This window comes from Achromobacter denitrificans NBRC 15125 (genome assembly GCF_001571365.1).
GTDB classification, from domain to species: Bacteria; Pseudomonadota; Gammaproteobacteria; order Burkholderiales; family Burkholderiaceae_B; genus Achromobacter; species Achromobacter denitrificans.
Genome location: NZ_BCTQ01000068.1, coordinates 1 through 20,028, shown reverse-complemented (window position 1 = coordinate 20,028; position 20,028 = coordinate 1). Strand labels below are relative to the sequence as shown.

Sequence of the window (20,028 nt, the reverse complement as noted above, 5' to 3'; positions counted from 1 at the left end):
CTCGGCCCTGCGGCTACTGGCCCGCGGCGGCGTCGCGGTCGTGCCGGTGCCCGGCGTGCAATGCTGCGGCGCCCTCGAACTGCACATGGGCCGGCGCGAAGCCGCCGTCAAACATATGGCACAGGCCGTGCGCAGCTGGTCGGCGGCCCTGGAGGCCGGGCATATCGATGCCATCGTCAGCACCACGTCCGGCTGCGGCTCGGTCATCAAGCGCTACGAGGAACTGCTGTCCGACCGCCCCGACCTGTCGGCGCACGTGAAGCGGGTCGTGGACGCCGTCACCGACATCACGCAGATCGCCGCGGGGCTGCCGCTGTCGGCCAGCGGCGCCGCGCAAGGCCTGGCGGTGTCCTATCACGATGCCTGTTCGCTCAAGCACGGCCTGAAGCTGGAGCGGCCGCCGCGCCGCGCCCTGGGCAAGCTGGGCCTGGACGTACGCGACATCGCCGAATCCCACCTGTGCTGCGGCTCGGCCGGCACCTACAACATCCTGGAACCCGCCATCGCGAACCGGCTCGGGCAGCGCAAGGCCGCCCATGCCTCGGCCGGCCAGCCCGACGTCATCGCGGCGGGCAATATGGGATGCCTGGTGCAGATGTCGCGCTTCACTCCCGTGCCCGTGGCGCACACGGTCCAGTTGCTGGACTGGGCCACGGGCGGCCCGCCCCCGCGCGGCCTGGAACACTTCCGGCCCGCGCCGCCTCGGGCAGCGGCCGACGATCAACCCCCGGCGGCCCCGCCGGTTCCGACAACCGCCGGCAGCGGCGATCTTCTGTGGTGAACGACGAATGCCTTCCAATGACCCTATCGTAGATTTCGCGCATGCCGTCGCGGCCGAACTTGGCGCGGATGCCATCACGCTCGGCGACGACGTCCTCGGACGCTACGGCGAACATACCCTGCCCAGCCCGGACCAGCGGCCCGGCGCAGTCGCCTATCCGGACTCGACCGCGGCGGTGCAGACGCTGGTGCGCCTGGCCAACCGCTACCGCGTCCAGCTCTATCCCATCAGCAACGGCCAGAACATCGGCCTGGGCACGCGCTCGCCCATTCGCGCCGGCCAGGTGGTGGTGGACCTGGGGCGACGCATGAACCGCATCCTGGAGGTGAACGAAACGCTGGGCTATTGCGTGCTGGAGCCCGGCGTGAGCTTTCGCGCCATGCACGACGAACTGCAGCGCCGGGAAAGCAAGCTCATGATCTCGCCGACGGCGGGGCCCTCGCAGGGCAGCATTCTCGCCAACGCCCTGGACAAAGGCGGCGGCAGCGGCGCGTATGCCGATCACTTCGGCATGAGTTGCGGCATGGAAATCGTGCTGGGCAACGGCGACGTAATCCGCACGGGCGACGGCAGCCTGGCCGGCGATTCCCACCCCAACTGGCACGTCTCCAAATACAGCTTCGGCCCGACGCTGGACGGCCTGTTCTCGCAGTCCAACTTCGGCATCGTCACCCGCGTGGGCATGTGGCTCATGCCCCGGCCGCCCCACATCGAGCCCTTCTTCTTCACCTTCCCGGACGATGAAGACCTGGGCGAGATCGTTGAACGCATCCGCCCGCTGAAGCTGAGCAATTTCGTGCCGACGCTGATACGCGCCACCAACGATCTGTACCTGCTGTCCTCGGCCGCGACGAATCCCGAATACGCCGCCAGCGGCGGCGCCCGCCCGCTATCCGACGAAGGCCGGGCCGCGCTGCGGCGCCAGTACGGACTGGGATCGTGGACCGTCTCGGGCGCGGTGTACGGCGCCAGCCGCGCGGCCGTGCAGCCGCAGATCGAACGCATCGCCCAACACTTCCTGGCCTCGGGCAAAGGACACCAGATTCCGCTGGAGGAAGCCGAGGACATCGGCCCCTTGCATATCGCCATCAACTCCAACACCGGCGTGCCGACCGACAGCGAACTGAAAATGCTGGGCTGGCGTCCGGGCGGCGGCGCGATCTGGCTGTCGGCGGGCTCGCCCGTGGTGGGCGAGACGGTCAACGCCCTGCAGGCCGAGGCCCGCCGCATCTGCCAGGACCACGGGCTGGAATACCTGCTGTCCAACGTCTGCGGCGCGCGGTTCGCGCGCGCCATCCACGCCATCATCTACAACCGCGAAGACGCCGGCGAAACCGCCCGCGCCGACGCCTGCTACCGGGCGCTGGGGCAGCTCTTCGCCGCGCGCGGCATCTTCGTGGGCCGCGCACCGACGATGTACCACGGCTTCCACCAGGCCCAGCGCATGCCGGAAGTGGTGCGCGCCTGCGCATCCATCAAGGCTGCCCTGGATCCCAACGGCGTCATCGCCCCCGGAAAGTACGGGATCGAATGACGATACGGGCGACAGGCCCGCGGCGAGAGCCGTCCGGACAAAACCCGCAACGGCGGGTTTTGTCGCTCTCCTGAACCGCTCACTGCCCGGCCCCGGGAAGGACCCGCCGGATGCCGGGCGGAGTGTGGCACGGCGCTTGCTGCGCGAGGGGGTGTCATCACTGCCCGCGCAGTCTTTCCGGAGACCCATCATGCCCCGAACGCCCGACGCTTCCCCGCCCGACCCCGGGATAGACGAATCCAGCCGGCCCGACCTGGGCCCCAGCGACTCCTCGGACTCGGCCAGCGACCTCCCGCCCGACCAGGCCCATACCGACAGCGACGCGCAAGGAACCGGCGACCGAGAGAGCGTCAATCCGCGCGATCGCGACCCCGAGGGTGCGGACATCGGCCCCGACCACGTCACCGACGCGGACCACGCCGGCGTGTCGCGCAGGCGACCCGACCCGGTGCGCAACGGCGGCTAGGCCCGCCATGGACGCCATCGAGCGGGTCGCCGCCTTCATGCACGAGCACGCGTTGACCCTGGTCACCGCGGAATCGTGCACGGCCGGCCTGATCGCCGCCACCCTGGCCGACGTGCCGGGAGCGGGCTCGCTGCTCGACTGCGCCTACGTAGTCTATTCGCCCGCCTCGAAGGCCCGTTGTCTGGGCGTTTCGGCGCGCACACTGGCGCGGCACAACCTCACCAGCGTGGCGGTGGCCCGGGAAATGGCGCTGGGTGCCTCGTTGAAAAGCCCCGCCCTCGTGGCGGTGTCGAACACCGGGGTCACGGACGCCGTCGACAGCGACATTCCGGCCGGCACACAGTGCTTCGCCTGGGTGTTCAAGGCCGGCCAGGCCGATGCGGCGCCTACCGTCTACTGCGAGACCCGACGCTTCGCCGGCAGCAGGAACGGCATACGCCAAGCCAGCGCCCGGTACGCCCTGATCCGCCTGGCCGAGTACTACGCCGAATTGGCGGGCAGCCGGCTGGGCCGTTGAGCCGGGCCGGGGCCGGGAACACCGATTGCTGGAGGAACCGAGCACCCGGCTTTCAACGGCGCCCCGCGCCCACTCTGGAGGTTTCCCATGAAAACCCGTCACCTGACCGCAACCCTATTCGCCTCGATGACCCTGGCCGCGGCCCCCGCGGCCCTGGCGCAGACGCCGCCCGCCGCGCCCCCGACCTCCGCGCAGGCCAAGCTCGACAGCGCCGACCACGACTTCGTGGAAAACGCCGCCCAGGCCGGCCACATGGAAATCGCGGGCAGCAAACTGGCCCTCGAAAAGGCCCGGAATCCGGACGTGAAGGCATTTGCGCAGAAGATCATCGACGACCACGGCAAGGCCGGCGAACAGCTGGCGTCGCTCGCGAAAAGCAAAGGGTACGACGCGCCCACCGAGCCCTCCCTGGTGCAGCAAGCCAAGCTGAAGGCGCTGGGCCTGCGCGACGACAGCTTCGACAAGGCCTATATCGACGAAATCGGCGTCTCCGCGCACGAGGACGCGGTGAAGCTCTTCGAGAAGGCTTCGAACGACGTGAAGGATCCCGACATTAAGCAATTCGCCATACAGACCTTGCCGGTCCTGCAGCAGCATCTGCAGATGGCGCAAGGCCTGCAACAACGCGCCGACGCGGCGAAAAAGTAGTGAAGGCCCGCCCCACGGGCGGGATCACGGAGAGGGACTGACACGCAAACTGCAGGCGTGTCGAGAACAACGGATTGGCTGCGGGACACGCATATGGATCGTGAGGAACTACTCGCACAAATGATCGCCACGCCGGCGGTCGACCGAAGCTTCCATGACTGGCCGGAAGTGCTGGCCAACTACGCGGAATGCCTGGCGACGCTCGAACCCAAGCTCCAACGCGAGGAGATGGAAAGGCTGATCCAGGCGGGCGCGGATTTCTACCGGACGCTGGCGCGCGCCGAACAGTACCGGCGCGCGTCCGTCTGGGACGAGCCTCCGCCCTAGACTCTCAATACTCGTAGGAGTGCCGGCGGTAAGCCTGCTTTACATACCGCTTCAGTTCCGCCTCGATCGACGAAACCGGCGCAGCCGACGGCCCAGCATCGGGGTCCATCAAACGCCGCGCGGCCTCCAGCGTGCGTTGCGCCCTGAGTTCGCCCTCGCTCAAATTGACGGAAGACTCTGCGGCCGAGTAGCTTTCGAACTTGTCCATGACGACTCTCCGAATAGGCTGGGGTAGACAGCGGTAGACAGGATCAGCAAGCGTCGTTCCCGGCGGGTTCTCCTGCGCAACGGCGCGCCGCTGCGGGCCTGCCGCGGCATGCCATTTGCTGCGCCCCGCGGTTTCGGCCCAAGGAGGCGGCATGCACATCGACTGGCTTTCCGGCATTCCGGTCATACCGGAACATCCGCTTTTGCTGTGGGCGTTCGCGCTCACGGCGGGCGCCGTCCTGTTTTTCGCCCTGAGCGCCGCGCTGCGCATCGCGCGCACGCGCCTGCAACGGCGCGCCGAGATGCCGGGCCACCCGCTGGCGCGCTCGCTGTCGGAAGTCCTGCGGCGCACGAACAGCGTTCTGCTGCTCATCCTCTCTTTGCTGATCGGCGCCGAGATCGTCGGGGCGCCGCTGCCCTGGAGCGGGCGCAACGCCCAGCATCTCTGGTTCGTCCTGGTGACGCTGCAACTAGCGTTGTGGTTCGACCGCGCGCTGGACGTGGGCCTGGCCCATGCGCTGGCCGCGCGCGGGCAGGCCAGCACGGTCACGGCCACCCTGTTCCGCTTCCTGCTGCGCACGCTGGTCGCGGTCATCGCCCTGCTCGCCATGCTGGACAACCTGGGCGTGAACATCACCGCGCTGGTCGCCAGCCTGGGCATTGGCGGCGTCGCGGTGGCGCTGGCGGTGCAGACCATCCTGAGCGATCTGTTCGCCTCGATCTCGATCGGGCTGGACAAGCCCTTCGAGGCGGGGGACTTCATCGTATTCGGCCAGGTAGCCGGCAGCATCGAACACGTGGGCCTGAAGACCACGCGTATCCGCAGCCTGGGCGGCGAGCAGATCGTCTGCTCGAACACGGAGCTGCTTAAACAGACGATCCAGAATTACAAACGCATGCAGCAGCGGCGCATCGTCTTTACCGTGCGCATCACCTACATGACGGCTGTGGACGAGGCGGCCGCCGTGCCGGGACTCATACGCGGGCAGATCGAACGCCAGCCCGAAACGCGGTACGACCGCGCGCACCTGGCCCGGTTCGGTGAAAACGCACTGGAGTACGAGGCCGTCTACTACGTCATGACGGCCGACTACAACCGCTACATGGACATACAGCAGGAGATCAACCTCGGCGTCATGCGCGAACTGGATGCCCGGGGCATCGCCCTGGCGCTGCCGGAGCGCGTCGTCCACGTGGCTGCGCCGTCGTCTCGCGAACCCGGCTCTCCCGCCCCCGCGCGCCCGGGCACGGCATTTGCGATACCCCCGGCACCATAGCGTCCAAGGGATTCAAATGAAGCACATACGCATTGCCGTTTTCCCGGTAGCCGGCCTCGGGACCCGCTTTCTTCCCGCCACCAAGGCGATGCCCAAGGAAATGCTTCCCGTCGTAGACAAGCCGCTGATCCAGTACGCCGTGGAAGAAGCCGTGGCGGCCGGCTTCACCGAACTGGTCTTCGTCACGGGCCGGAACAAGCGCGCGATAGAAGACCACTTCGATCGGGTTCCCGAGCTGGAACTGGATCTGGAAGCGAAGAACAAAGTTGCGCTATTGGATTGCGTGCGCAACGTCCTGCCATCCCATGTCAATTGCGTCTACACGCGCCAGCCCGCCGCGTTGGGGCTGGGCCATGCCGTGCTATGCGCGGCGCCCATCGTGGGCAACGAGCCCTTCGCCGTATTACTGGCGGACGACATGATCGATGCGCCCACGCCCGTCATCGGCGAAATGGCGAAGGTGGCGAGGGAGTTCGGCGGAAGCGTGCTCGCGCTGCAGAGAATTTCCCGGGCCCACACACGCCAGTACGGCATGGTGTCGGGAACGCAGCAGTCGCGGGGGGTGCTCAAGCTGACCGGGATGGTGGAGAAACCCGACCCCGCCGACGCGCCTTCGGACATGGCGGTGGTGGGACGGTACATCCTCGATCCCAGCATCTTCGATTGCCTGCGCCGGACGGAGCCGGGCGTCGGCGGCGAAATCCAGCTGACCGACGCCATCGCCGCCCTGCTGCGGGAAAACAAGGTCTTCGGCTACGAGTACGAGGGCACTCGATATGACTGCGGCAGCAAGGCCGGCTTCTACCAGGCCACGATGGAAATAGGCAGGAAGTACCACGGATTGGGCGATCCGGGCGCTTAGGGCCTGTCAACACTAACCCAGCCCGGTCACGGGCAAGGCCCGCCGCAACGCGGCGGCCAATTGCGCCAGGCCGGATTCGAGGGAACCGGAAATGTGGACGCGCAGGCAGGCGCGGCCCCGCGATACGAGCTCTTCCATATCGCCCAGCGCCTGCGCGCGCTGGATGGCGGCAAAGCCCAGACGGTGCCCCGGCGCCTCCAACTCGACCGGCGCGTCCGCGGTGATGAACAGATACCGGCCGCCCGCTGGTCCGCCCTTGTGCAACTGCCCGCTGGAATGCAGGTAACGGGGGCCGAACCCGCCCACCGTCGCCGCGCCGGTGGCCTGCCGGAGGCTGCGCCGCTGCGACGCAAGCCAGGCCTCGTGTTCCGGGTCGCGGGGCATGTACGCGAGCAGCGCGGCGTAGCCGCCGGCTTCGAGCGCGCCAAAGTGCGCGGCGAGCAGCCCCGCCGCCGACTCGGCGCCCGGCGCGTCCCCGTGAAAGGCGAGCGCGCCCTCGACCAATAGGGGTCTCTCGTCCAAAGTGGCCTGGCCCGCCTCGTGGCGCAACGCCAGGGCGCGGGTGCGCGCCTTGCTCGCCTCCACGTCGGGCTGGTCGAACGGGTTGACTCGCAGGATCGCCGCCGCGACCGCGGTGGCCACCTCCCAGCGGAAGAACTCCTGTCCCAGCAGGCGGGCGGAGGGCAGTTCGCAACGCAGCACCGGGAATCCCGCCGCCGCCAGGCGCTGGGCATGGCCGTCCAGTTCGATGCAGGGCGCGTCGCCGTGGGCCAGATGGACGAAGACGCGGTCGCGCCCGTAGTCCGCAGGCGCCCCCAGCGGTTCATGGTCGACCGGGACGATTCCCCGCCCATCCTTGCCCGTGGACTCCGCCAATAATTGTTCCAGCCAGCCCCCCAGGCATTCCAGGCCGGGATCGGCCAGGAAAGTGAGCTTGTCCTGGCCAGCCAGCGCCGCCTCTCCCAGCAGCACGCCCAGCATCAGGCCGGGGTTCGCGCGCCCCGGCGTTCGCGGCGCGCAGGCCCGCAGCATCGGGCGTGTGTCGCGCAGGAAGGTCGCCGGGTCATGGCCCAGCAGCGCCAGCACGACCAGTCCGAACGGAGACAACACGGAATTGCGGCCGCCCACGGAAGGCTCTCCCTCGAAGACCGCCGCATAACCTTCGTCCCGCGCGCGAGCGCAGAGGGAAGAACCGGGATCGGTGATGGCAACGAACCGCCGGCCCGCCTCCTGGCGCCCCAGCCGCAGGCTCAGCCGCTCGTGAAAATAGGAGGCGAGCATGTTCGACTCCAGCGTCGAACCCGACTTGCTTGCCACGATGAACAGGCATCGCGCCATGTCGACGCGGGAGCACAGCGCAAGCACCTGGGCCGCATCCGTGGTATCCAGCACGTGCAGCCGCAGCCCGCCGCCGTCGCTGCCCAGGATGTGGGCCAACACGTCGGCGCCGAGACTGGCGCCTCCCATTCCCAACACGACGGCGTCCGAAAAACCGGCCACGCACAGCCGGCGGCAGAGGGCGGCCATGCGCCCGAGATCCCGGGATGCCCGCTCCGGCCGCAACCAGCCCAGCCAGCGGTCTTCGTCCGCCCCGGTCCACAGCGTGGCGTCGCGCCGCCACAGGCGCGCCATCCACGTATCGCGGTCCGCCTGCGCGAGTCTGGCGCGGGCCCGCGCCTCCAATTCGGCGGGGATCTCGAAGGAAAAGCCATTGAGCGCGGGCGTGTGCCGCGGCTGCCTTGGGGCAGCGCGTCTGGCCACGCCACGGCCCGCGGAGCCGCGCGCTCGCGCCGCCGGGAAGAAATCGAAACCAGAATGACCATGCATGGCGAAGAGCCGGCCGGCCGGCGCGGGAGCGGGGGAAGGGGTGCCCGGAAAGCGAGGTTCCGGGAAAGTCGGAGGCCGGGTCCGCGCATGGGCGCGAAAGCCGGTGAGCGCGGAACTGGCGCGGCCGCAGCCTCCTGCCGCGCCAGCATTGCGCGTTACCAGTAGGGATCCTGGTTGTAATACTTATGCAGGTCCCGGGCCCAGGTTTCGTCCGCCATCCGGGGCCAGTTGTCCTTGTCGAAGCCGGGCGCGTTCTTCAGGACTTCCTTGTCCACGTTGAGGACGAAGCACTTGCGGTCGGTATCCAGGGTCAGCGCGGCCCATGGAATGGCGAACAACTTGTCCCCCATGCCCAGGATGCCGCCACGCGACAGCACCGCGTAGGCGACCCGGCCGCGGGGCACGTCGATCATGATGTCCTTGATGGATCCCAGCTCTTCTCCGGCGGCGTTGTAGACGTCATTGCCCTCCAGCGTGTCCGCCGCCATGATCTCGGGGCCGGGCCCGGTGGCCGAAGCCTTGGGGCCGCCAACGATATTGGTTTGATGCTCCATGCGTTTCTCCTCTGCGGGGCCTATCCCCTGTTGAACTGCGGTTTCGGCGATTTCGCTACGCCATTCGTTCACAGGCCTGCGCGCAGCGCGTGCAGGCGTCTTCGCACTCGCCCATGCCGTCGAGCCGGGAACAGCTTTCGGCGCACGCGCGGCACATTTCCGCGCAGGCGGCGCAAACCCGATCATGAAGTTCCACGCCGATCAGCATCGTGTGGGCAGCCGAGCGGCAAATTTCCGCGCAGGCCATCATCAATCGGAAGTGCCCGGGCTCGACATGCTCCCCACCCGCCTCCAGGCAATGCTGCGAAGCAGCCTGCAGACAGCTGCGGTAGCAGGCCAGGCAGCGGCTTATGCAATCTTCCATTTCCTTGTCGGTACCAGCCATTCCATCCTCCTTATCGGTTCGGATTCGGGCCGACCTATGCAGCAAGCGCCGTGCCCGCGCCCTGAGCGCTCGCCGCAGGCCGGCATCGCGGACCGGCCCTACATCGCCGGCACACTGCTGGCTGCGGGAGCCAGGCAGCGTCAAGCCTGGATCGGCAATGCCCGACCTCGGGCTGAGCGGCCAGGACGCGCGCGATATCGCGGCCTTTCTCCATACGCTGCCGCCAGCGGACTAGCGGGCTGCGCGCAGACCTGCACGAGCTTCCTGTCGGACAGTCGGTAGGCAGTCAAGGCGCCGCCGCTGACGCAGCCCGTATCCAGGCAGACCACGTCGCCGCGCACCAAAAGTCCGAGCGCGGCCCAGTGGCCGAATACCACGGCGTGCCGCTGCACTGCCACAGTGGGAAGGTCGAACCAGGGCACTGTCTCACGCGGCCAATGGCCCGGCGTCGCCCGGGCGGCCGGCGCCAACGCGCCGCGCCGCGTGCATAGCCTCATCCGGGTCAGCGCGGCCACGATGAACCGCAGCCGGCGCTGCCCTTGCAATGAAGCGTCCCATGCCGTCGGCGCCCGACCGCACAGGAGCCGCATGTGATCGCGCCAGCCGTCGTCGCGCAACAGGGCTTCGACCTCCCCTGCCAGGGCCAGCGCTGTGGCGATATCCCATGCGGGCAACACGCCGGCATGCACCAGCACGTGCGCTTCTTCCGCATGCATCAGTGGTCTGTGGCGAAGCCAGTCCAGCAGGCGTTCCACGTCGGGCGCATCGAACAGATCGTCCAGCGTATCTTCGCGGCCCGGGCGCTGGCAGCCGGCGGCGATGGCCAGGGCATGAAAATCATGGTTTCCAAGGACTACGGTGGCGCGATCGCCCAGCGCCATGACGCGCCTCAGCGTATCCGCCGACCTGCTGCCTCGATTGACCAAGTCGCCCACGAACCAGAACCGGCAGTCGGGATCCTCTGCGATTTCAGGGCGCGCCAACAGGGAGTCCAGCGACTGGACACAGCCGTGCACGTCGCCGATCGCCCAGATCGCGCGGTTGCGCGGGATGGCGGCGAGGGTCATGACGCGGCCGAAAGCGCAGTTTCAACTCTTGCTGCGGGCGCCGGCGCCCCGGTTGCGCTGGCTTTGCTGGTCCTGGCCGGTGCCGATCTGGCTGACGTGGCCTTCCTTCTTGCTGCGGTTCTGCAGGTCGCGGTGGCTGGCCTGGGTTTCCCGCGGCGTATCGTCGCTGGAAGGATTGGGTTTGTGATCTTTGGGTTTCATGACGGACGTCCCTCTGTGGATCGGATGCCCCTCCCATCCAGCAAGCGGCATGCCCACGGCGCTCCCGATGGGGCGTCGACGGCGCGGCCGGCACGCCACTTGCTCGACGGCCTCCATGGACAAGTTCATCGAGATCTTCTCCCTGCAGGCGGGTTTCGCCGAAATGATCATCCGCGGCACGACCATGTACTGGGTGCTGTACGCTCTGTTGCGAATTTCAGGCCGGCGCGACATGGGTTCCCTGGGCATGGCCGACATGCTGGTGCTCGTGCTGGTGGCGGACGCCGCGGGCAATGCGATGTCCGGCGACTCCTATTCCATGGGCGACGGAATCATCGTCGTGGCCACTATCGTAGGGTGGAGCTACCTGCTGGACAGGCTCAGCTACTACGTGCCCCCGTTGCGCCGGCTGCTCGAACCCCAACGGGTCTGCCTGATCAGGTCCGGCCGCGTGCTCGCCAGCGGCCTCAAACGCGAGCACATCACGCGCAGCGAACTGATGGAGCAGCTGCGCCTCAAGGGCGTCGCCAATCTGGCGGAGGTGGAAAGAGCCTACCTGGAAGCCACGGGCGAGTTCAGCGTGATCCGGGCCCGCGGCGCCGCCGCCGAAGGAGCCGGCGCGTCCACCCTGGAAGAGGATGAAGCGGCGGGCTGACAGCCTCTTGCGTCGACGCAAATATTCCAGAGCGTGGCATTTTTTCCCGAGGGCGCCAGGCGCGCGCGTCGGTGACGGCGCTGCGCCGTCGCGCGGCTAGGATCCGGCGGCCAGCCGCCGCGCCCGGGCAAGCGCGTCCACGATGGTCGAGTAGGCCGCCTGCCGGCCTTGCGCGTCGGGGTTGCGCAGCGCATACGACGGATGATAGGACGCCAACACGGGAATCCCTCCGCGGTCCAGCGTCTGGCCCAGCGCGGCCGCCAGCTTATGGCCGCGATCCTGCAGAACGGCGCCCAACGCGGTGGCGCCCAGCGCGACGATGACGCGAGGCCGGACCGCCGCGAGTTCCTTTTCCAGCCAATAGGCGCAAGCCTGGATCTCCCCTTGCGCGGGCGACTTGTGCATGCGGCGCTTGCCGCGCAACTGCCATTTGAAATGTTTGACGGCGTTGGTCAGGTACACCTCGTCCCGCGTCACTCCAGCCTCGGCCATCACCTTGTCGAGCAAGGCGCCCGCCGGGCCGACGAACGGCAGGCCCGCCAGGTCCTCTTTGTCGCCCGGCTGCTCGCCCACCAGCATGATGGCGGCGCCGCGCGCACCCGCGCCCGGAACGGGCTGGGTGGCATTGCGCCACAGGCCGCAACGCCGGCAGGCCTTGAGCGTCCTGGGCCGCTGGCCAGGGATGATATCGCCGGCGTCGGCGCCGGCGCGCTTGGGTGAGGCTGTCATGGCGCTTTCCTGCCGCTGGCGGCGCACGATGCCACGCTTGCCTGAGGTTGTCCCAGCAGATCTCGGGGCTTCGGCGCGGATTGAAGACGGAGCAATTTCCAGCAACCGCCATGCCGAAGAATTCGCACGCGCCTCCGGCGAGCGATTGCAGCGGACGGTAAAAAATGCCGGATGAGCACCGACGCGTCGGCGCGCGCCGAGGAAAACGAGCGGGCATGGCGCTTGCGGGTTGGGCCTGGCTATTCCCACAAAGGAGCGTACTCATGAAGATTCGAGCCCTCACCTACGCGCTGGCCCTGTCGGCCGGATTGGCTTCGGCCACGGCACTCGCGCAGTCCGCGACCCCCACCTCGCCGTCGAACACCCCGAACGACAGCACCGCCGTCCCCCCCAACCAGCCCGTGCCGCCGGGACAGCAAGCGCCGGCGCCCAACGCCACGCCCAACACCCCGACCAACCCGCCCAATCTGGACAAACGCGACCAGACGAGATCGGACAAGCACATGAACGGCAAGTCGGGTAAACATCGCGAAGCCAATGACAACGTGCCCGCCACGCCAGGCAGCGGCGCCATGCCGCCTCCCGGATACCCGAACACGGGCGGGAAGTAAGCCCCAGCGGCGTTTCGTGTCAGCGGGACGGGGCGGCAGCGAACTGCGCAGCCCCGTCCCGCCCGTCGTTCCCGCGAGCTAGTAGAGCCAGCGCGCGAAGATGCCCACCAGGAACAGCACCGCGATGACCGCCAGCCACATCGCCAGCATGGCCCATGGTCCGCGCCGCATCCGGATCTTGCGGGACTCGGCTTCGGAGCGAGGAACTTGAGGATCGGGGGTCGTCATATCGGCTACTCCGCAGGCAAGCGGCAAGAAGTTCCGCCATATTCCAGCATAGAGCGTTCCCACCGGCATTTCCCGCTCAGATCCGGGAAGCAAAAACCCGATCGCCCGTGAGCCGCGGACGCATCTAGCCGCGAGGCCACAGCCAGTACCCAGCCGCGACCGCCAAGGCGACCCACAGCGCCACGATCACGACGGCCCCCGCAGTGCTGCGAGGCTTGGCCCCCTGGTTCCGCATCCAGTCATCCGCCTGGCCGCGGCACTCCGCCAGGACATCGGGCGGCAGCAGCTTGATGGCCAGCCAGATCAGACAGGGCAGCAGCAATACGTCATCGAGATAGCCCAGGACCGGGATGAAGTCCGGGATCAAGTCGATCGGGCTGAGCGCGTAAGCCACGACGAACACCCCCAGCGCCTTCGCGTGCCAGGGCGTGCGCCGGTGCTTGCCCGCGAACCAGAGGGTGACGCCGTCTCGCTTTATCCGCCTGGCCCAGGATTTCAAGCTGCTGTTGACGGTCATGGAAATCCTGGCAAGCGATCGATTCGACGCCACGATTTTAAGCGGCTCGCGCCAGGCGAGTCTCGGCTGTCTCGCCAACCGTCCGACATGAGAAAGCCCCGACCGGAACATCCGTATCGGGGCTGTCAACGCGGTTCAATCCACCTGCGGCCCGCGGCCGCCGCCGGTCCCGCCTCGTGCTCAGCTGGCAGCCTGACAGGCCAGCAATTCCTTATCGGTAATCACCCATTTATCGGCGCCATCGATCCGGACGTCTTCCAGCACGCACTGATCGCCATCCTCATCGACGACGCGCACGTCCCACTTCCCCCGGGTCACTCCGGTCAGGGTAAGGGAGTCGCCCTTCTGCAACACCTCGTCTTCCAGATGGTCTTCGCCCCAGCTTTTCTGCTTTGCCGGCGAGAAATAGATTTCGTGGATCTCCCAGGAAGACTGGTTGACGAACACCACATCCGCAGCCGACGCAAGCATAGGGAAACACGCCAAAGCCGCCACTGCAAAATGCCGCACTTTCATTACTTCACCGTTGTTTGTGGTTAGAAATGCGGGATGTCGACGCAGGTGAATTTGGCGAGGCCAGCATTCGGAATCCGCGTGAAATATTGGCGCGAATTCTAACGAACCATTACATCCCTCCATATCACTGAAATCAGTGATTTTGCGATCCCGTTTCCCATCGGCATCGCTAGCCCGTCCCACGATAGGCTCACCAAGCCGCACAGCATGATGAGCGGCCCGCTGCACACGCTTCCTTCCGATTCCTAGGTGGTTGCTACCGGATTCAGACGATCCGCGATCTCCCGCTGCACGCGCCTCAAGTGGGCGCGCATATTCTGCTCCGCGGCATCCGGCGACCGGCTCGCAATCGCTTCGGCAATTGCCCGATGCTCCCGATCGCGCATCTGAATCCGTTCTCGCGTGATCTGCGTGGTCGCGGGAATGTGCAGGCGCTGGTCCGCGCCGACATGCCGCAAGAAGGCATACAGGCTGGCCGCCAGCTGGTTCCCCGAACTGTCGGCAAGCAGTTTATGGAATGCGATGTCGCCTGTTGAACGCGCGACCCCCGAAGGCGTCGTCGCGGCTTCCAGGATCTTCGCGATCTGGACGGGAGAGGCCCGGATCGCAGCCAATCGCACGATCGCAGGCTCCAGCACCATGCGCAGCTCGATCACCTCTAGCGCATTCGTTTCCTGGACCACGACGTCGCCCTTGAGGATGGGCGGGTCGTTGCGACGGATGACCGGCCGCGGCAGTTCGGCGGCTTCGCGCATCTTGTCCAGAGCCAGGCGCAGGCGGTGGCGATTGACGTTCAACTGCACCGCGAGAACTCGCTCGGATGGCAGCTCCTCGCCTTTTCCCAATAGCGCTCGGATCTGCGTAACGAGCCTGAGTATGTCATTCGAAACCTCGGGTTGGCGGGTGCGTGCCATCGCTTTCTCGTCTTATATCGTCGCAGCCATCTTAGGTTCGAAACCCGTTTGGTCGCAATAAAAATAAACAACCGGTTGAGAATAAGAAAAATCAAAAACAATCCATTCAACTCTTTGTTTTTTATGATGTTTTTTTGAAAACCAATAATAAGCACCGAGACGCTTAAGGGTTTTCCATATCGAACCACAAATACCGTTTACACAACCATTGGTTGTTATTAGATTTGTTCCGCCATGTCGTTCATCAATAACTTTCAAGGGGAACGTTTATGCACGCAACCAGTCCCGCCAGCGGCAATCGCGAGGCGGATTTGACGTCCATGTATGAACAGATCGAGCGGAAATCCATGTTTCCGTTCTGGGCTCGCGAGAACGAAGCGCACGACGATATAAAACAGCTCGTCAGCGGCCCCAAGGCAGTGCCTTTCCGGTGGTCGTACAAAGACGATATCCAGCCTCTGCTCGCCGAGTCGGCGCGGCTGATCTCCACCGAAAACACGGACCGCCGTTCGCTGATCCTGATCAATCCGGGCCTGGCGCCGCGCCGCGCAACGGTATCGACCCTGTACACAGCGTACCGGCAGAACGATCCCAACGAGATCATGCCGCCGCACTCGCACACCGCCAGCGCCATCCGCTTTGGCCTGACGGGCAAGCAGAACTTCACCGGCGTCGAGGGCGAAGACATCACCTTCCTGCCCGGCGACATGGTGCTCACGCCGCGCGACACGTGGCATAACCATGGCAACCTCGGCAACGAGCCCGCCGTCAACCTGTCGGTGCTCGACTATCCGCTGGTCGAGAATCTCAACGCTCTGAGCTTCAAACACGATTACCAGGAGAACGGCGAAATCGTGCGCAAGCAGAGCGCGCGCTTCCAGACCGAGTACTCGCGCACCGTCTATGGCGTGGGAGGCCTGACGCCCCGCTTCGTCGACCACCGGCGCGGCGGCGGCGATTCCTCGCCCATGTTCGTCTATCGCTATGAAGCCATGCGCGAGTTGCTCTATCGCTTCCGCGACTGGGACGAATCGCCCCACGAAGGCCTGCTCATCGAATACACGCACCCATTGCGAGGCGGCCCGGTGTACCGGACGATGACCTTCTTCATGCAAATGGTCCGTCCCGGCGAAAAGACGCTGCCCCTGAAGCAAACGGCCAACCTCCTGGTGTCGCCGTTCTCCGGCGAAGGCTCGATGACGGTCGGCGAAAGCAGTTTCAAGCTCGCGCCGTTCGATACCGTCGCCGTTCCCAGCGATACGTGGGTCCAGTACCGCAACGACCACGCCGAACCGCTGATTCTCTTCATCGCCAGCGACGAACCGGCGCTGCGCGCGATGGGCCTTTTCCATCAGTGGGGCCGCACTGCGCAAGGCGACCTCATTGAATTGGTCTGAGGAGACCGGACTTGGCTAAAGCTTGGAACACCTCCTTAGTGGCCCACGTGGATTGCGAGGGTGGAGGGCAGGTTTGGGTGGAAGGGAACACGATGTTCGTGTCCCACATGCGGCCGCCTTACGGAACGTCGATCTACGACGTCCAGGACCCGCGGCGGCCCCGGTTGCTGGCCTCGCTTGAAGTGCCGATAGGATGGCACTCGCACAAGGTGCGGGCCAAGGACGGCCTGATGATCGTCAACTATGAGAAGTTCCGCACCGGCGCGGACGACTTTGGCGGCGGGCTGGGCATCTATGACGTCAGCCGTCCCGACCGTCCGCGCCTCATCAAGCACTGGAAGACGGGAACGCAGGGCGGCGGCGTGCATCGCTACGACTTCGACGGACGCTACGCCTATCTATCGCCCACGGCGCCCGGTTTCATCGGCAACATCGTGAAAATCCTGGACTTGCAGGAACCGTCGCGTCCCGAAGAGGTGGGAAGCTGGTGGATCCCCGGCCAGAACATGCAGGCCGGAGAGGACTATCCCTGGGACAACTACGTCCCGCCTCGCTGCCATCACCCGCTGCGCATGGGGAACCGGCTGTATGTGTCCTATTGGCACCACGGCATGTTCATCCTGGACATCGAGGACATGTCCCGGCCCAGGCTGGTGTCGCAATTCAACACGGGCCCGGCGCATCCTCATCCGACGCATACGGCGCTGCCCATCCCCATGCAGCTGAAAGGCCGGCAGATCCTGGTCGTGGCCGACGAAGACGTCGCCAAGCTGCGCCCGTCGCCGCCGGCCTTCACCTGGCTGTTCGACATCACCGATGAACGCCAGCCCATCCCCATCTCGACGTTCCAGGTGGACGGCGTCGACCCGGACGGCACGCCGAAGGAAGCCATGTCGGGCTGTCACCAGCCGGCCGAGCGCTTCACCGGCAGCGTGCTGCCCTTTGCCTGGTTCGCGCGCGGATTGCGGCTGGTCGACATCAGCGACCCCTTCAGGCCCAAGGAAGTCGGCTACTACGAGCCGGACACGCCCGCTGGATTCGAGCGGGTCTCGTCGAACGACGTCACGACCGACTCGCGCGGCCTGCTCTATCTGCTGGACAGGCAACGCGGGCTGGACATCATCGAAAGCTCCGTCTACGGAAACTGACATGGCATATCTACAGCAAGCCTTCGGCAAGAAAAATCCCAACCTTCCGTTTCATCCCGCCGTGCGCGCGGGCGACTTCGTCTTCGTGTCCGGCCAGGTTGCCAAGGACGAAAACGGCGTGATGCAGGAAGGCACCATCGAGCAACTGACGCGCAGCACCATCGAAGCCATGCGCCGCGCCCTGCAAAGCGCCGGCTGCGACCTGGCGGACGTCGTCAAGGTAACGACCTACCTGGAAGACGCGCGCGATTTCGGCCGCTACAACGGCGTCTTCAAGGAGTATTTCCCGGACGGCATGCTGGCGCGCACCACGGTAGAAGCGCGTGCCGTCATCGACACCAAGATCGAAATCGAATGCACGGCCTACAAGCCGCTTTGACCGCAAGCAGACAACCAAACCATTTCAAGGGAGTTGCATCATGTTGGAAGTTCTCGGCCGCGCCACGTCCGGCAATGTTCAGAAAGTGCTGTTCCTGCTGGAGGAATTGAAGGCCCCCTACCTGCGCAAGGACTACGGCAAGACGTTCGAAGGGACAACGCTCACGGGGGAATACAAGGCCATCAACCCCACGCAAAAAGTGCCGACCCTGCGCGATGGCGACCTGCACATCTGGGAATCGCACACCATCCTGCGCTATATCGCCAACACGCGCGACGGCGCATCCCTGTATCCCGCTGACCCGGCGGCGCGCAGCCAGGTAGAGCGCTGGATGGACTGGACGCTCGCGTCGCTGAACGTCGCCTACCTGGCGGGGTTCAAGGAGGCCAAGCTGCCCCCGGAGTCGCTGACCGAAGCCGCGGCCAAACTGCTGACCGCGGAGCTGTCGCTGCTCGACGGCCATCTGGCTGGCAAGACCTGGGTGGCGGGCGATACGTTCTCCCTGGCCGACATCTGCCTGGCCCCGCTGGTCCGGCGCTGCCTGAAGTTTCCGCACGCCAAGCCCGAGCTGCCCAGCCTGAAGGCATGGATGAAGCGGATCGAGGACCGGTCCGCCTTCTCCACGGCCGTCGCGGCCGGTTGAGGCCGGCCATGGAGACCCGCATGCACAAACCGCCAGACGACTCGCAGATCCGCGCGCGCGGGCTGACTGTCGACTTCGACACTCGCGCCGGACGCGTGCGGGTGCTCAACGACATCGATGTCGACATCGCGAAGGGATCCTTCACCTCGATCATCGGCCCGTCGGGCTGCGGCAAGAGCACCTTGCTGAAGGTCTTTGCCGGCCTCGTTCCGCCGACCGGCGGCGACGTCCGCGTGGCCGGCGTCCCGCCCACGGAAGCGGTGCGCCAGCGCCGCGTGGGCATGGTCTTCCAGGAAGCGGCGCTGATGCCGTGGCGCACGGCGCTGGAGAACGTCTGCTCGCTGATGCGCCTGGTGCATGCCCGGCCCAAGGAGGAGATCCTTCAGCGCGGCCGCGACATGCTGCGGCTGGTCGGGTTGGAATATGCGGCCGACCGGTATCCCAAGCAGCTCTCGGGCGGCATGCGCCAGCGCGTCTCCATCGCCCGGGCCCTGGCCCTGGATCCTGAAGTGCTGATGATGGACGAGCCGTTTGGCGCGCTGGACGCCATCACCCGCGAAACCATGAGCGACTTCCTGCTGGAAATCTGGCAGCGCACCGGCAAGACCATTGTGTTCGTCACCCACTCCATCGACGAAGCCGTGTACCTGTCGGATCGCGTCTACGTCATGGCGACCAATCCGGCGCGCATCGTCGACTGCCTGCCGGTCGCGCTGCCGGGGCCGCGCAGCGAAGCCACGTTCGCCAAACCGGAATTCCACGAAAAGTCGTATCAGCTTCGCCAACTGCTCAAGACAGGCCACGCCCAGGGGAACGCATCATGACGGCCGGTAGCACCATGAAAGCCAAAGCGCAGCCGCAAGCCCCTTCCGTTCCCCGACTTCCGGGCAGAATCCGCTACGCGCTCGGCTCGGCCATGCCCAGCATCGTGCTCGTGCTGATCATCCTGGCGGCCTGGGAGGCCTGTGTCCGCATTCTGGAGGTGCCCGCGTTCGTCGTGCCCGCGCCCACGGACATCGCGGCCGTCCTGATCGAAAGGCAGACGGAGCTCTTCCAGGCCTCGCTCGTCACGGGCGCCGAGATCCTGTACGGCTTCCTGTACTCGTGCCTGGTGGGCATCGCGATAGCCCTTCTCGTCGATCGCTACGCCTGGTTCGGGCGCGCAAGCTATCCGCTCATCGTGCTGTTCCAGAACGTGCCGAAGATCGCCCTGGCCCCGCTGCTGATCCTCTGGTTCGGGTACGACCTGCTCCCGAAGATCGCCCTGATCGTGATCATGGCCTTCTTCCCGGTCACGCTCAACATGCTGGTCGGGCTGCGATCGGCGGATGCCAACCTGATTGCGCTGCTCAGGTCCATCGGCGCCACCCCGAACCAGATACTGAGCCAGGTCAAGGTTCCGGCCTCTCTGCCCGCGCTGATGGCGGGCATGAAGGTCGCCATCACCCTGAGCGTGATCGGGGCGATCGTGGGCGAGTTCGTGGGCGCATCGGCCGGGCTGGGCTACATGATCCAGTTCGCATCGAGCCAGATGGAAACGGCGCTGGTGTTTGCCGCGCTGGTCCAGATCTCGGTGCTCGGCGTCTTCTTCTACTACCTCATCGAATTGATAGAAAACAGGTTTCTTGGCTGGGCAAC

The 20,028-nt window shown here is 66.1% G+C and carries 27 protein-coding genes; 16 read left to right on the top strand and 11 right to left on the bottom strand.

Annotated features, from left to right (window positions below; translation table 11 throughout):
• The 6 genes from ADE01S_RS30040 to ADE01S_RS30015 form a co-directional block, all read left to right on the top strand.
• Positions 1-781: heterodisulfide reductase-related iron-sulfur binding cluster (locus tag ADE01S_RS30040; RefSeq protein ID WP_255220875.1), on the top strand; the 781-nt coding region annotated here is incomplete at its 5' end.
• A gap of 7 nt (positions 782-788) precedes the next feature.
• On the top strand, positions 789-2,315 hold the full coding sequence (locus ADE01S_RS30035) for an FAD-binding oxidoreductase (protein WP_062685423.1): 1,527 nt from the start codon (positions 789-791) through the stop codon (positions 2,313-2,315).
• 190 nt (positions 2,316-2,505) lie between these two features.
• Complete coding sequence (locus ADE01S_RS30030; RefSeq protein WP_082775922.1) at positions 2,506-2,781, top strand: hypothetical protein; 276 nt, start codon at positions 2,506-2,508, stop codon at positions 2,779-2,781.
• A 7-nt stretch (positions 2,782-2,788) separates the two neighbouring features.
• Positions 2,789-3,298 carry a CinA family protein gene (locus ADE01S_RS30025; RefSeq protein WP_062685421.1) on the top strand — a complete coding sequence of 170 codons (510 nt, stop codon included), beginning with the start codon at positions 2,789-2,791 and terminating at the stop codon, positions 3,296-3,298.
• Positions 3,299-3,385: 87 nt separating this feature from the next.
• Complete coding sequence (locus tag ADE01S_RS30020; RefSeq protein ID WP_062685420.1) at positions 3,386-3,946, top strand: DUF4142 domain-containing protein; 561 nt, start codon at positions 3,386-3,388, stop codon at positions 3,944-3,946.
• Between the two features lie 120 nt (positions 3,947-4,066).
• On the top strand, positions 4,067-4,273 hold the full coding sequence (locus ADE01S_RS30015; protein ID WP_305954971.1) for a DNA-3-methyladenine glycosylase: 207 nt from the start codon (positions 4,067-4,069) through the stop codon (positions 4,271-4,273).
• Positions 4,274-4,277: 4 nt separating this feature from the next.
• Here ADE01S_RS30015 and ADE01S_RS30010 read toward each other — a convergent pair whose 3' ends face one another.
• Positions 4,278-4,481, bottom strand: coding sequence for a hypothetical protein (locus ADE01S_RS30010; protein ID WP_062685418.1), 204 nt, complete (start codon positions 4,479-4,481; stop codon positions 4,278-4,280).
• Between the two features lie 151 nt (positions 4,482-4,632).
• Here ADE01S_RS30010 and ADE01S_RS30005 point away from each other — a divergent pair, with 151 nt between their 5' ends.
• Positions 4,633-5,757 carry a mechanosensitive ion channel family protein gene (locus ADE01S_RS30005; RefSeq protein WP_062685417.1) on the top strand — a complete coding sequence of 375 codons (1,125 nt, stop codon included), beginning with the start codon at positions 4,633-4,635 and terminating at the stop codon, positions 5,755-5,757.
• A gap of 16 nt (positions 5,758-5,773) precedes the next feature.
• On the top strand, positions 5,774-6,619 hold the full coding sequence (gene galU, locus ADE01S_RS30000; protein ID WP_062685416.1) for a UTP--glucose-1-phosphate uridylyltransferase GalU: 846 nt from the start codon (positions 5,774-5,776) through the stop codon (positions 6,617-6,619).
• Between the two features lie 12 nt (positions 6,620-6,631).
• On the opposite strand, the gene ADE01S_RS29995 is transcribed toward galU, so the two are convergent.
• From ADE01S_RS29995 to ADE01S_RS29975, 5 genes are all read right to left on the bottom strand, one after another.
• A complete protein-coding gene (locus tag ADE01S_RS29995; protein WP_165695662.1) occupies positions 6,632-8,380 on the bottom strand; it encodes a phosphoglucose isomerase-related protein in 1,749 nt (582 codons plus the stop codon).
• A gap of 221 nt (positions 8,381-8,601) precedes the next feature.
• On the bottom strand, positions 8,602-9,000 hold the full coding sequence (locus tag ADE01S_RS29990; protein WP_062685414.1) for a PRC-barrel domain-containing protein: 399 nt from the start codon (positions 8,998-9,000) through the stop codon (positions 8,602-8,604).
• Between the two features lie 55 nt (positions 9,001-9,055).
• On the bottom strand, positions 9,056-9,385 hold the full coding sequence (locus tag ADE01S_RS29985) for a four-helix bundle copper-binding protein (RefSeq protein ID WP_062685413.1): 330 nt from the start codon (positions 9,383-9,385) through the stop codon (positions 9,056-9,058).
• A gap of 140 nt (positions 9,386-9,525) precedes the next feature.
• The gene (locus ADE01S_RS29980) at positions 9,526-10,452 is read right to left on the bottom strand and encodes a symmetrical bis(5'-nucleosyl)-tetraphosphatase (RefSeq protein ID WP_075873495.1); all 927 of its coding nucleotides are present in this window, start codon (positions 10,450-10,452) and stop codon (positions 9,526-9,528) included.
• 21 nt (positions 10,453-10,473) lie between these two features.
• Positions 10,474-10,653, bottom strand: a complete 180-nt coding sequence (locus tag ADE01S_RS29975) for a hypothetical protein (RefSeq protein ID WP_062685412.1) — start codon at positions 10,651-10,653, stop codon at positions 10,474-10,476.
• A 115-nt stretch (positions 10,654-10,768) separates the two neighbouring features.
• On the opposite strand from ADE01S_RS29975, the gene ADE01S_RS29970 reads away from it, so the two are divergent.
• Positions 10,769-11,308, top strand: coding sequence for a DUF421 domain-containing protein (locus ADE01S_RS29970; RefSeq protein WP_062685411.1), 540 nt, complete (start codon positions 10,769-10,771; stop codon positions 11,306-11,308).
• 96 nt (positions 11,309-11,404) lie between these two features.
• On the opposite strand, the gene ADE01S_RS29965 is transcribed toward ADE01S_RS29970, so the two are convergent.
• Complete coding sequence (locus tag ADE01S_RS29965; RefSeq protein ID WP_062685410.1) at positions 11,405-12,037, bottom strand: UdgX family uracil-DNA binding protein; 633 nt, start codon at positions 12,035-12,037, stop codon at positions 11,405-11,407.
• A gap of 263 nt (positions 12,038-12,300) precedes the next feature.
• On the opposite strand from ADE01S_RS29965, the gene ADE01S_RS29960 reads away from it, so the two are divergent.
• Positions 12,301-12,648, top strand: a complete 348-nt coding sequence (locus ADE01S_RS29960; protein WP_062685409.1) for a hypothetical protein — start codon at positions 12,301-12,303, stop codon at positions 12,646-12,648.
• Positions 12,649-12,726: 78 nt separating this feature from the next.
• Here the strand turns inward: ADE01S_RS29960 and ADE01S_RS31700 are convergent, their stop codons facing one another.
• The 4 genes from ADE01S_RS31700 to ADE01S_RS29945 all read right to left on the bottom strand — a co-directional run bounded on the left by ADE01S_RS31700 (position 12,727) and on the right by ADE01S_RS29945 (position 14,823).
• Entirely contained in the window at positions 12,727-12,876 is a 150-nt protein-coding gene (locus ADE01S_RS31700) for a hypothetical protein (protein ID WP_156494271.1), read from the bottom strand.
• A gap of 124 nt (positions 12,877-13,000) precedes the next feature.
• Positions 13,001-13,393, bottom strand: coding sequence for a YkvA family protein (locus ADE01S_RS29955; RefSeq protein WP_062685408.1), 393 nt, complete (start codon positions 13,391-13,393; stop codon positions 13,001-13,003).
• A gap of 180 nt (positions 13,394-13,573) precedes the next feature.
• Positions 13,574-13,909, bottom strand: a complete 336-nt coding sequence (locus ADE01S_RS29950; protein ID WP_062685407.1) for a hypothetical protein — start codon at positions 13,907-13,909, stop codon at positions 13,574-13,576.
• A gap of 245 nt (positions 13,910-14,154) precedes the next feature.
• On the bottom strand, positions 14,155-14,823 hold the full coding sequence (locus tag ADE01S_RS29945) for a FadR/GntR family transcriptional regulator (RefSeq protein ID WP_075873494.1): 669 nt from the start codon (positions 14,821-14,823) through the stop codon (positions 14,155-14,157).
• 269 nt (positions 14,824-15,092) lie between these two features.
• Between ADE01S_RS29945 and ADE01S_RS29940 the strand changes: the two genes are divergently transcribed.
• From ADE01S_RS29940 to ADE01S_RS29915, 6 genes are all read left to right on the top strand, one after another.
• A complete protein-coding gene (locus ADE01S_RS29940) occupies positions 15,093-16,220 on the top strand; it encodes a cupin domain-containing protein (protein ID WP_062685405.1) in 1,128 nt (375 codons plus the stop codon).
• A 92-nt stretch (positions 16,221-16,312) separates the two neighbouring features.
• Positions 16,313-17,368, top strand: a complete 1,056-nt coding sequence (locus ADE01S_RS29935) for an LVIVD repeat-containing protein (protein ID WP_232481952.1) — start codon at positions 16,313-16,315, stop codon at positions 17,366-17,368.
• A 1-nt stretch (position 17,369) separates the two neighbouring features.
• Positions 17,370-17,747 carry a RidA family protein gene (locus tag ADE01S_RS29930; RefSeq protein ID WP_020926394.1) on the top strand — a complete coding sequence of 126 codons (378 nt, stop codon included), beginning with the start codon at positions 17,370-17,372 and terminating at the stop codon, positions 17,745-17,747.
• Between the two features lie 40 nt (positions 17,748-17,787).
• Positions 17,788-18,390 carry a glutathione S-transferase family protein gene (locus ADE01S_RS29925; protein ID WP_062685403.1) on the top strand — a complete coding sequence of 201 codons (603 nt, stop codon included), beginning with the start codon at positions 17,788-17,790 and terminating at the stop codon, positions 18,388-18,390.
• 20 nt (positions 18,391-18,410) lie between these two features.
• Positions 18,411-19,214 (top strand): ABC transporter ATP-binding protein, encoded by an 804-nt coding sequence (locus ADE01S_RS29920; RefSeq protein ID WP_232481951.1) that lies wholly within the window; start codon positions 18,411-18,413, stop codon positions 19,212-19,214.
• Positions 19,215-19,306: 92 nt separating this feature from the next.
• Positions 19,307-20,028: ABC transporter permease (locus tag ADE01S_RS29915; RefSeq protein ID WP_255220874.1), on the top strand; the 722-nt coding region annotated here is incomplete at its 3' end.

Excerpts from the sequence above, each read along its gene's own strand:
- ADE01S_RS30030 (WP_082775922.1), top strand. The coding sequence starts at position 2,506 with ATGCCCCGAACGCCCGACGCTTCCCCGCCCGACCCCGGGATAGACGAA.
- ADE01S_RS30010 (WP_062685418.1), bottom strand. The coding sequence starts at position 4,481 with ATGGACAAGTTCGAAAGCTACTCGGCCGCAGAGTCTTCCGTCAATTTG.
- ADE01S_RS29985 (WP_062685413.1), bottom strand. The coding sequence starts at position 9,385 with ATGGCTGGTACCGACAAGGAAATGGAAGATTGCATAAGCCGCTGCCTG.
- ADE01S_RS29975 (WP_062685412.1), bottom strand. The coding sequence starts at position 10,653 with ATGAAACCCAAAGATCACAAACCCAATCCTTCCAGCGACGATACGCCG.
- ADE01S_RS29970 (WP_062685411.1), top strand. The coding sequence starts at position 10,769 with ATGGACAAGTTCATCGAGATCTTCTCCCTGCAGGCGGGTTTCGCCGAA.
- ADE01S_RS30005 (WP_062685417.1), top strand. The coding sequence starts at position 4,633 with ATGCACATCGACTGGCTTTCCGGCATTCCGGTCATACCGGAACATCCG.
- ADE01S_RS29955 (WP_062685408.1), bottom strand. The coding sequence starts at position 13,393 with ATGACCGTCAACAGCAGCTTGAAATCCTGGGCCAGGCGGATAAAGCGA.
- ADE01S_RS29945 (WP_075873494.1), bottom strand. The coding sequence starts at position 14,823 with ATGGCACGCACCCGCCAACCCGAGGTTTCGAATGACATACTCAGGCTC.
- ADE01S_RS29950 (WP_062685407.1), bottom strand. The coding sequence starts at position 13,909 with ATGAAAGTGCGGCATTTTGCAGTGGCGGCTTTGGCGTGTTTCCCTATG.
- galU (WP_062685416.1), top strand. The coding sequence starts at position 5,774 with ATGAAGCACATACGCATTGCCGTTTTCCCGGTAGCCGGCCTCGGGACC.
- ADE01S_RS29960 (WP_062685409.1), top strand. The coding sequence starts at position 12,301 with ATGAAGATTCGAGCCCTCACCTACGCGCTGGCCCTGTCGGCCGGATTG.
- ADE01S_RS29935 (WP_232481952.1), top strand. The coding sequence starts at position 16,313 with ATGTTCGTGTCCCACATGCGGCCGCCTTACGGAACGTCGATCTACGAC.
- ADE01S_RS29990 (WP_062685414.1), bottom strand. The coding sequence starts at position 9,000 with ATGGAGCATCAAACCAATATCGTTGGCGGCCCCAAGGCTTCGGCCACC.
- ADE01S_RS29965 (WP_062685410.1), bottom strand. The coding sequence starts at position 12,037 with ATGACAGCCTCACCCAAGCGCGCCGGCGCCGACGCCGGCGATATCATC.
- ADE01S_RS29940 (WP_062685405.1), top strand. The coding sequence starts at position 15,093 with ATGCACGCAACCAGTCCCGCCAGCGGCAATCGCGAGGCGGATTTGACG.
- ADE01S_RS30035 (WP_062685423.1), top strand. The coding sequence starts at position 789 with ATGCCTTCCAATGACCCTATCGTAGATTTCGCGCATGCCGTCGCGGCC.
- ADE01S_RS29930 (WP_020926394.1), top strand. The coding sequence starts at position 17,370 with ATGGCATATCTACAGCAAGCCTTCGGCAAGAAAAATCCCAACCTTCCG.
- ADE01S_RS30020 (WP_062685420.1), top strand. The coding sequence starts at position 3,386 with ATGAAAACCCGTCACCTGACCGCAACCCTATTCGCCTCGATGACCCTG.
- ADE01S_RS30015 (WP_305954971.1), top strand. The coding sequence starts at position 4,067 with ATGATCGCCACGCCGGCGGTCGACCGAAGCTTCCATGACTGGCCGGAA.
- ADE01S_RS29920 (WP_232481951.1), top strand. The coding sequence starts at position 18,411 with ATGCACAAACCGCCAGACGACTCGCAGATCCGCGCGCGCGGGCTGACT.
- ADE01S_RS30025 (WP_062685421.1), top strand. The coding sequence starts at position 2,789 with ATGGACGCCATCGAGCGGGTCGCCGCCTTCATGCACGAGCACGCGTTG.
- ADE01S_RS29980 (WP_075873495.1), bottom strand. The coding sequence starts at position 10,452 with ATGACCCTCGCCGCCATCCCGCGCAACCGCGCGATCTGGGCGATCGGC.
- ADE01S_RS31700 (WP_156494271.1), bottom strand. The coding sequence starts at position 12,876 with ATGACGACCCCCGATCCTCAAGTTCCTCGCTCCGAAGCCGAGTCCCGC.
- ADE01S_RS29925 (WP_062685403.1), top strand. The coding sequence starts at position 17,788 with ATGTTGGAAGTTCTCGGCCGCGCCACGTCCGGCAATGTTCAGAAAGTG.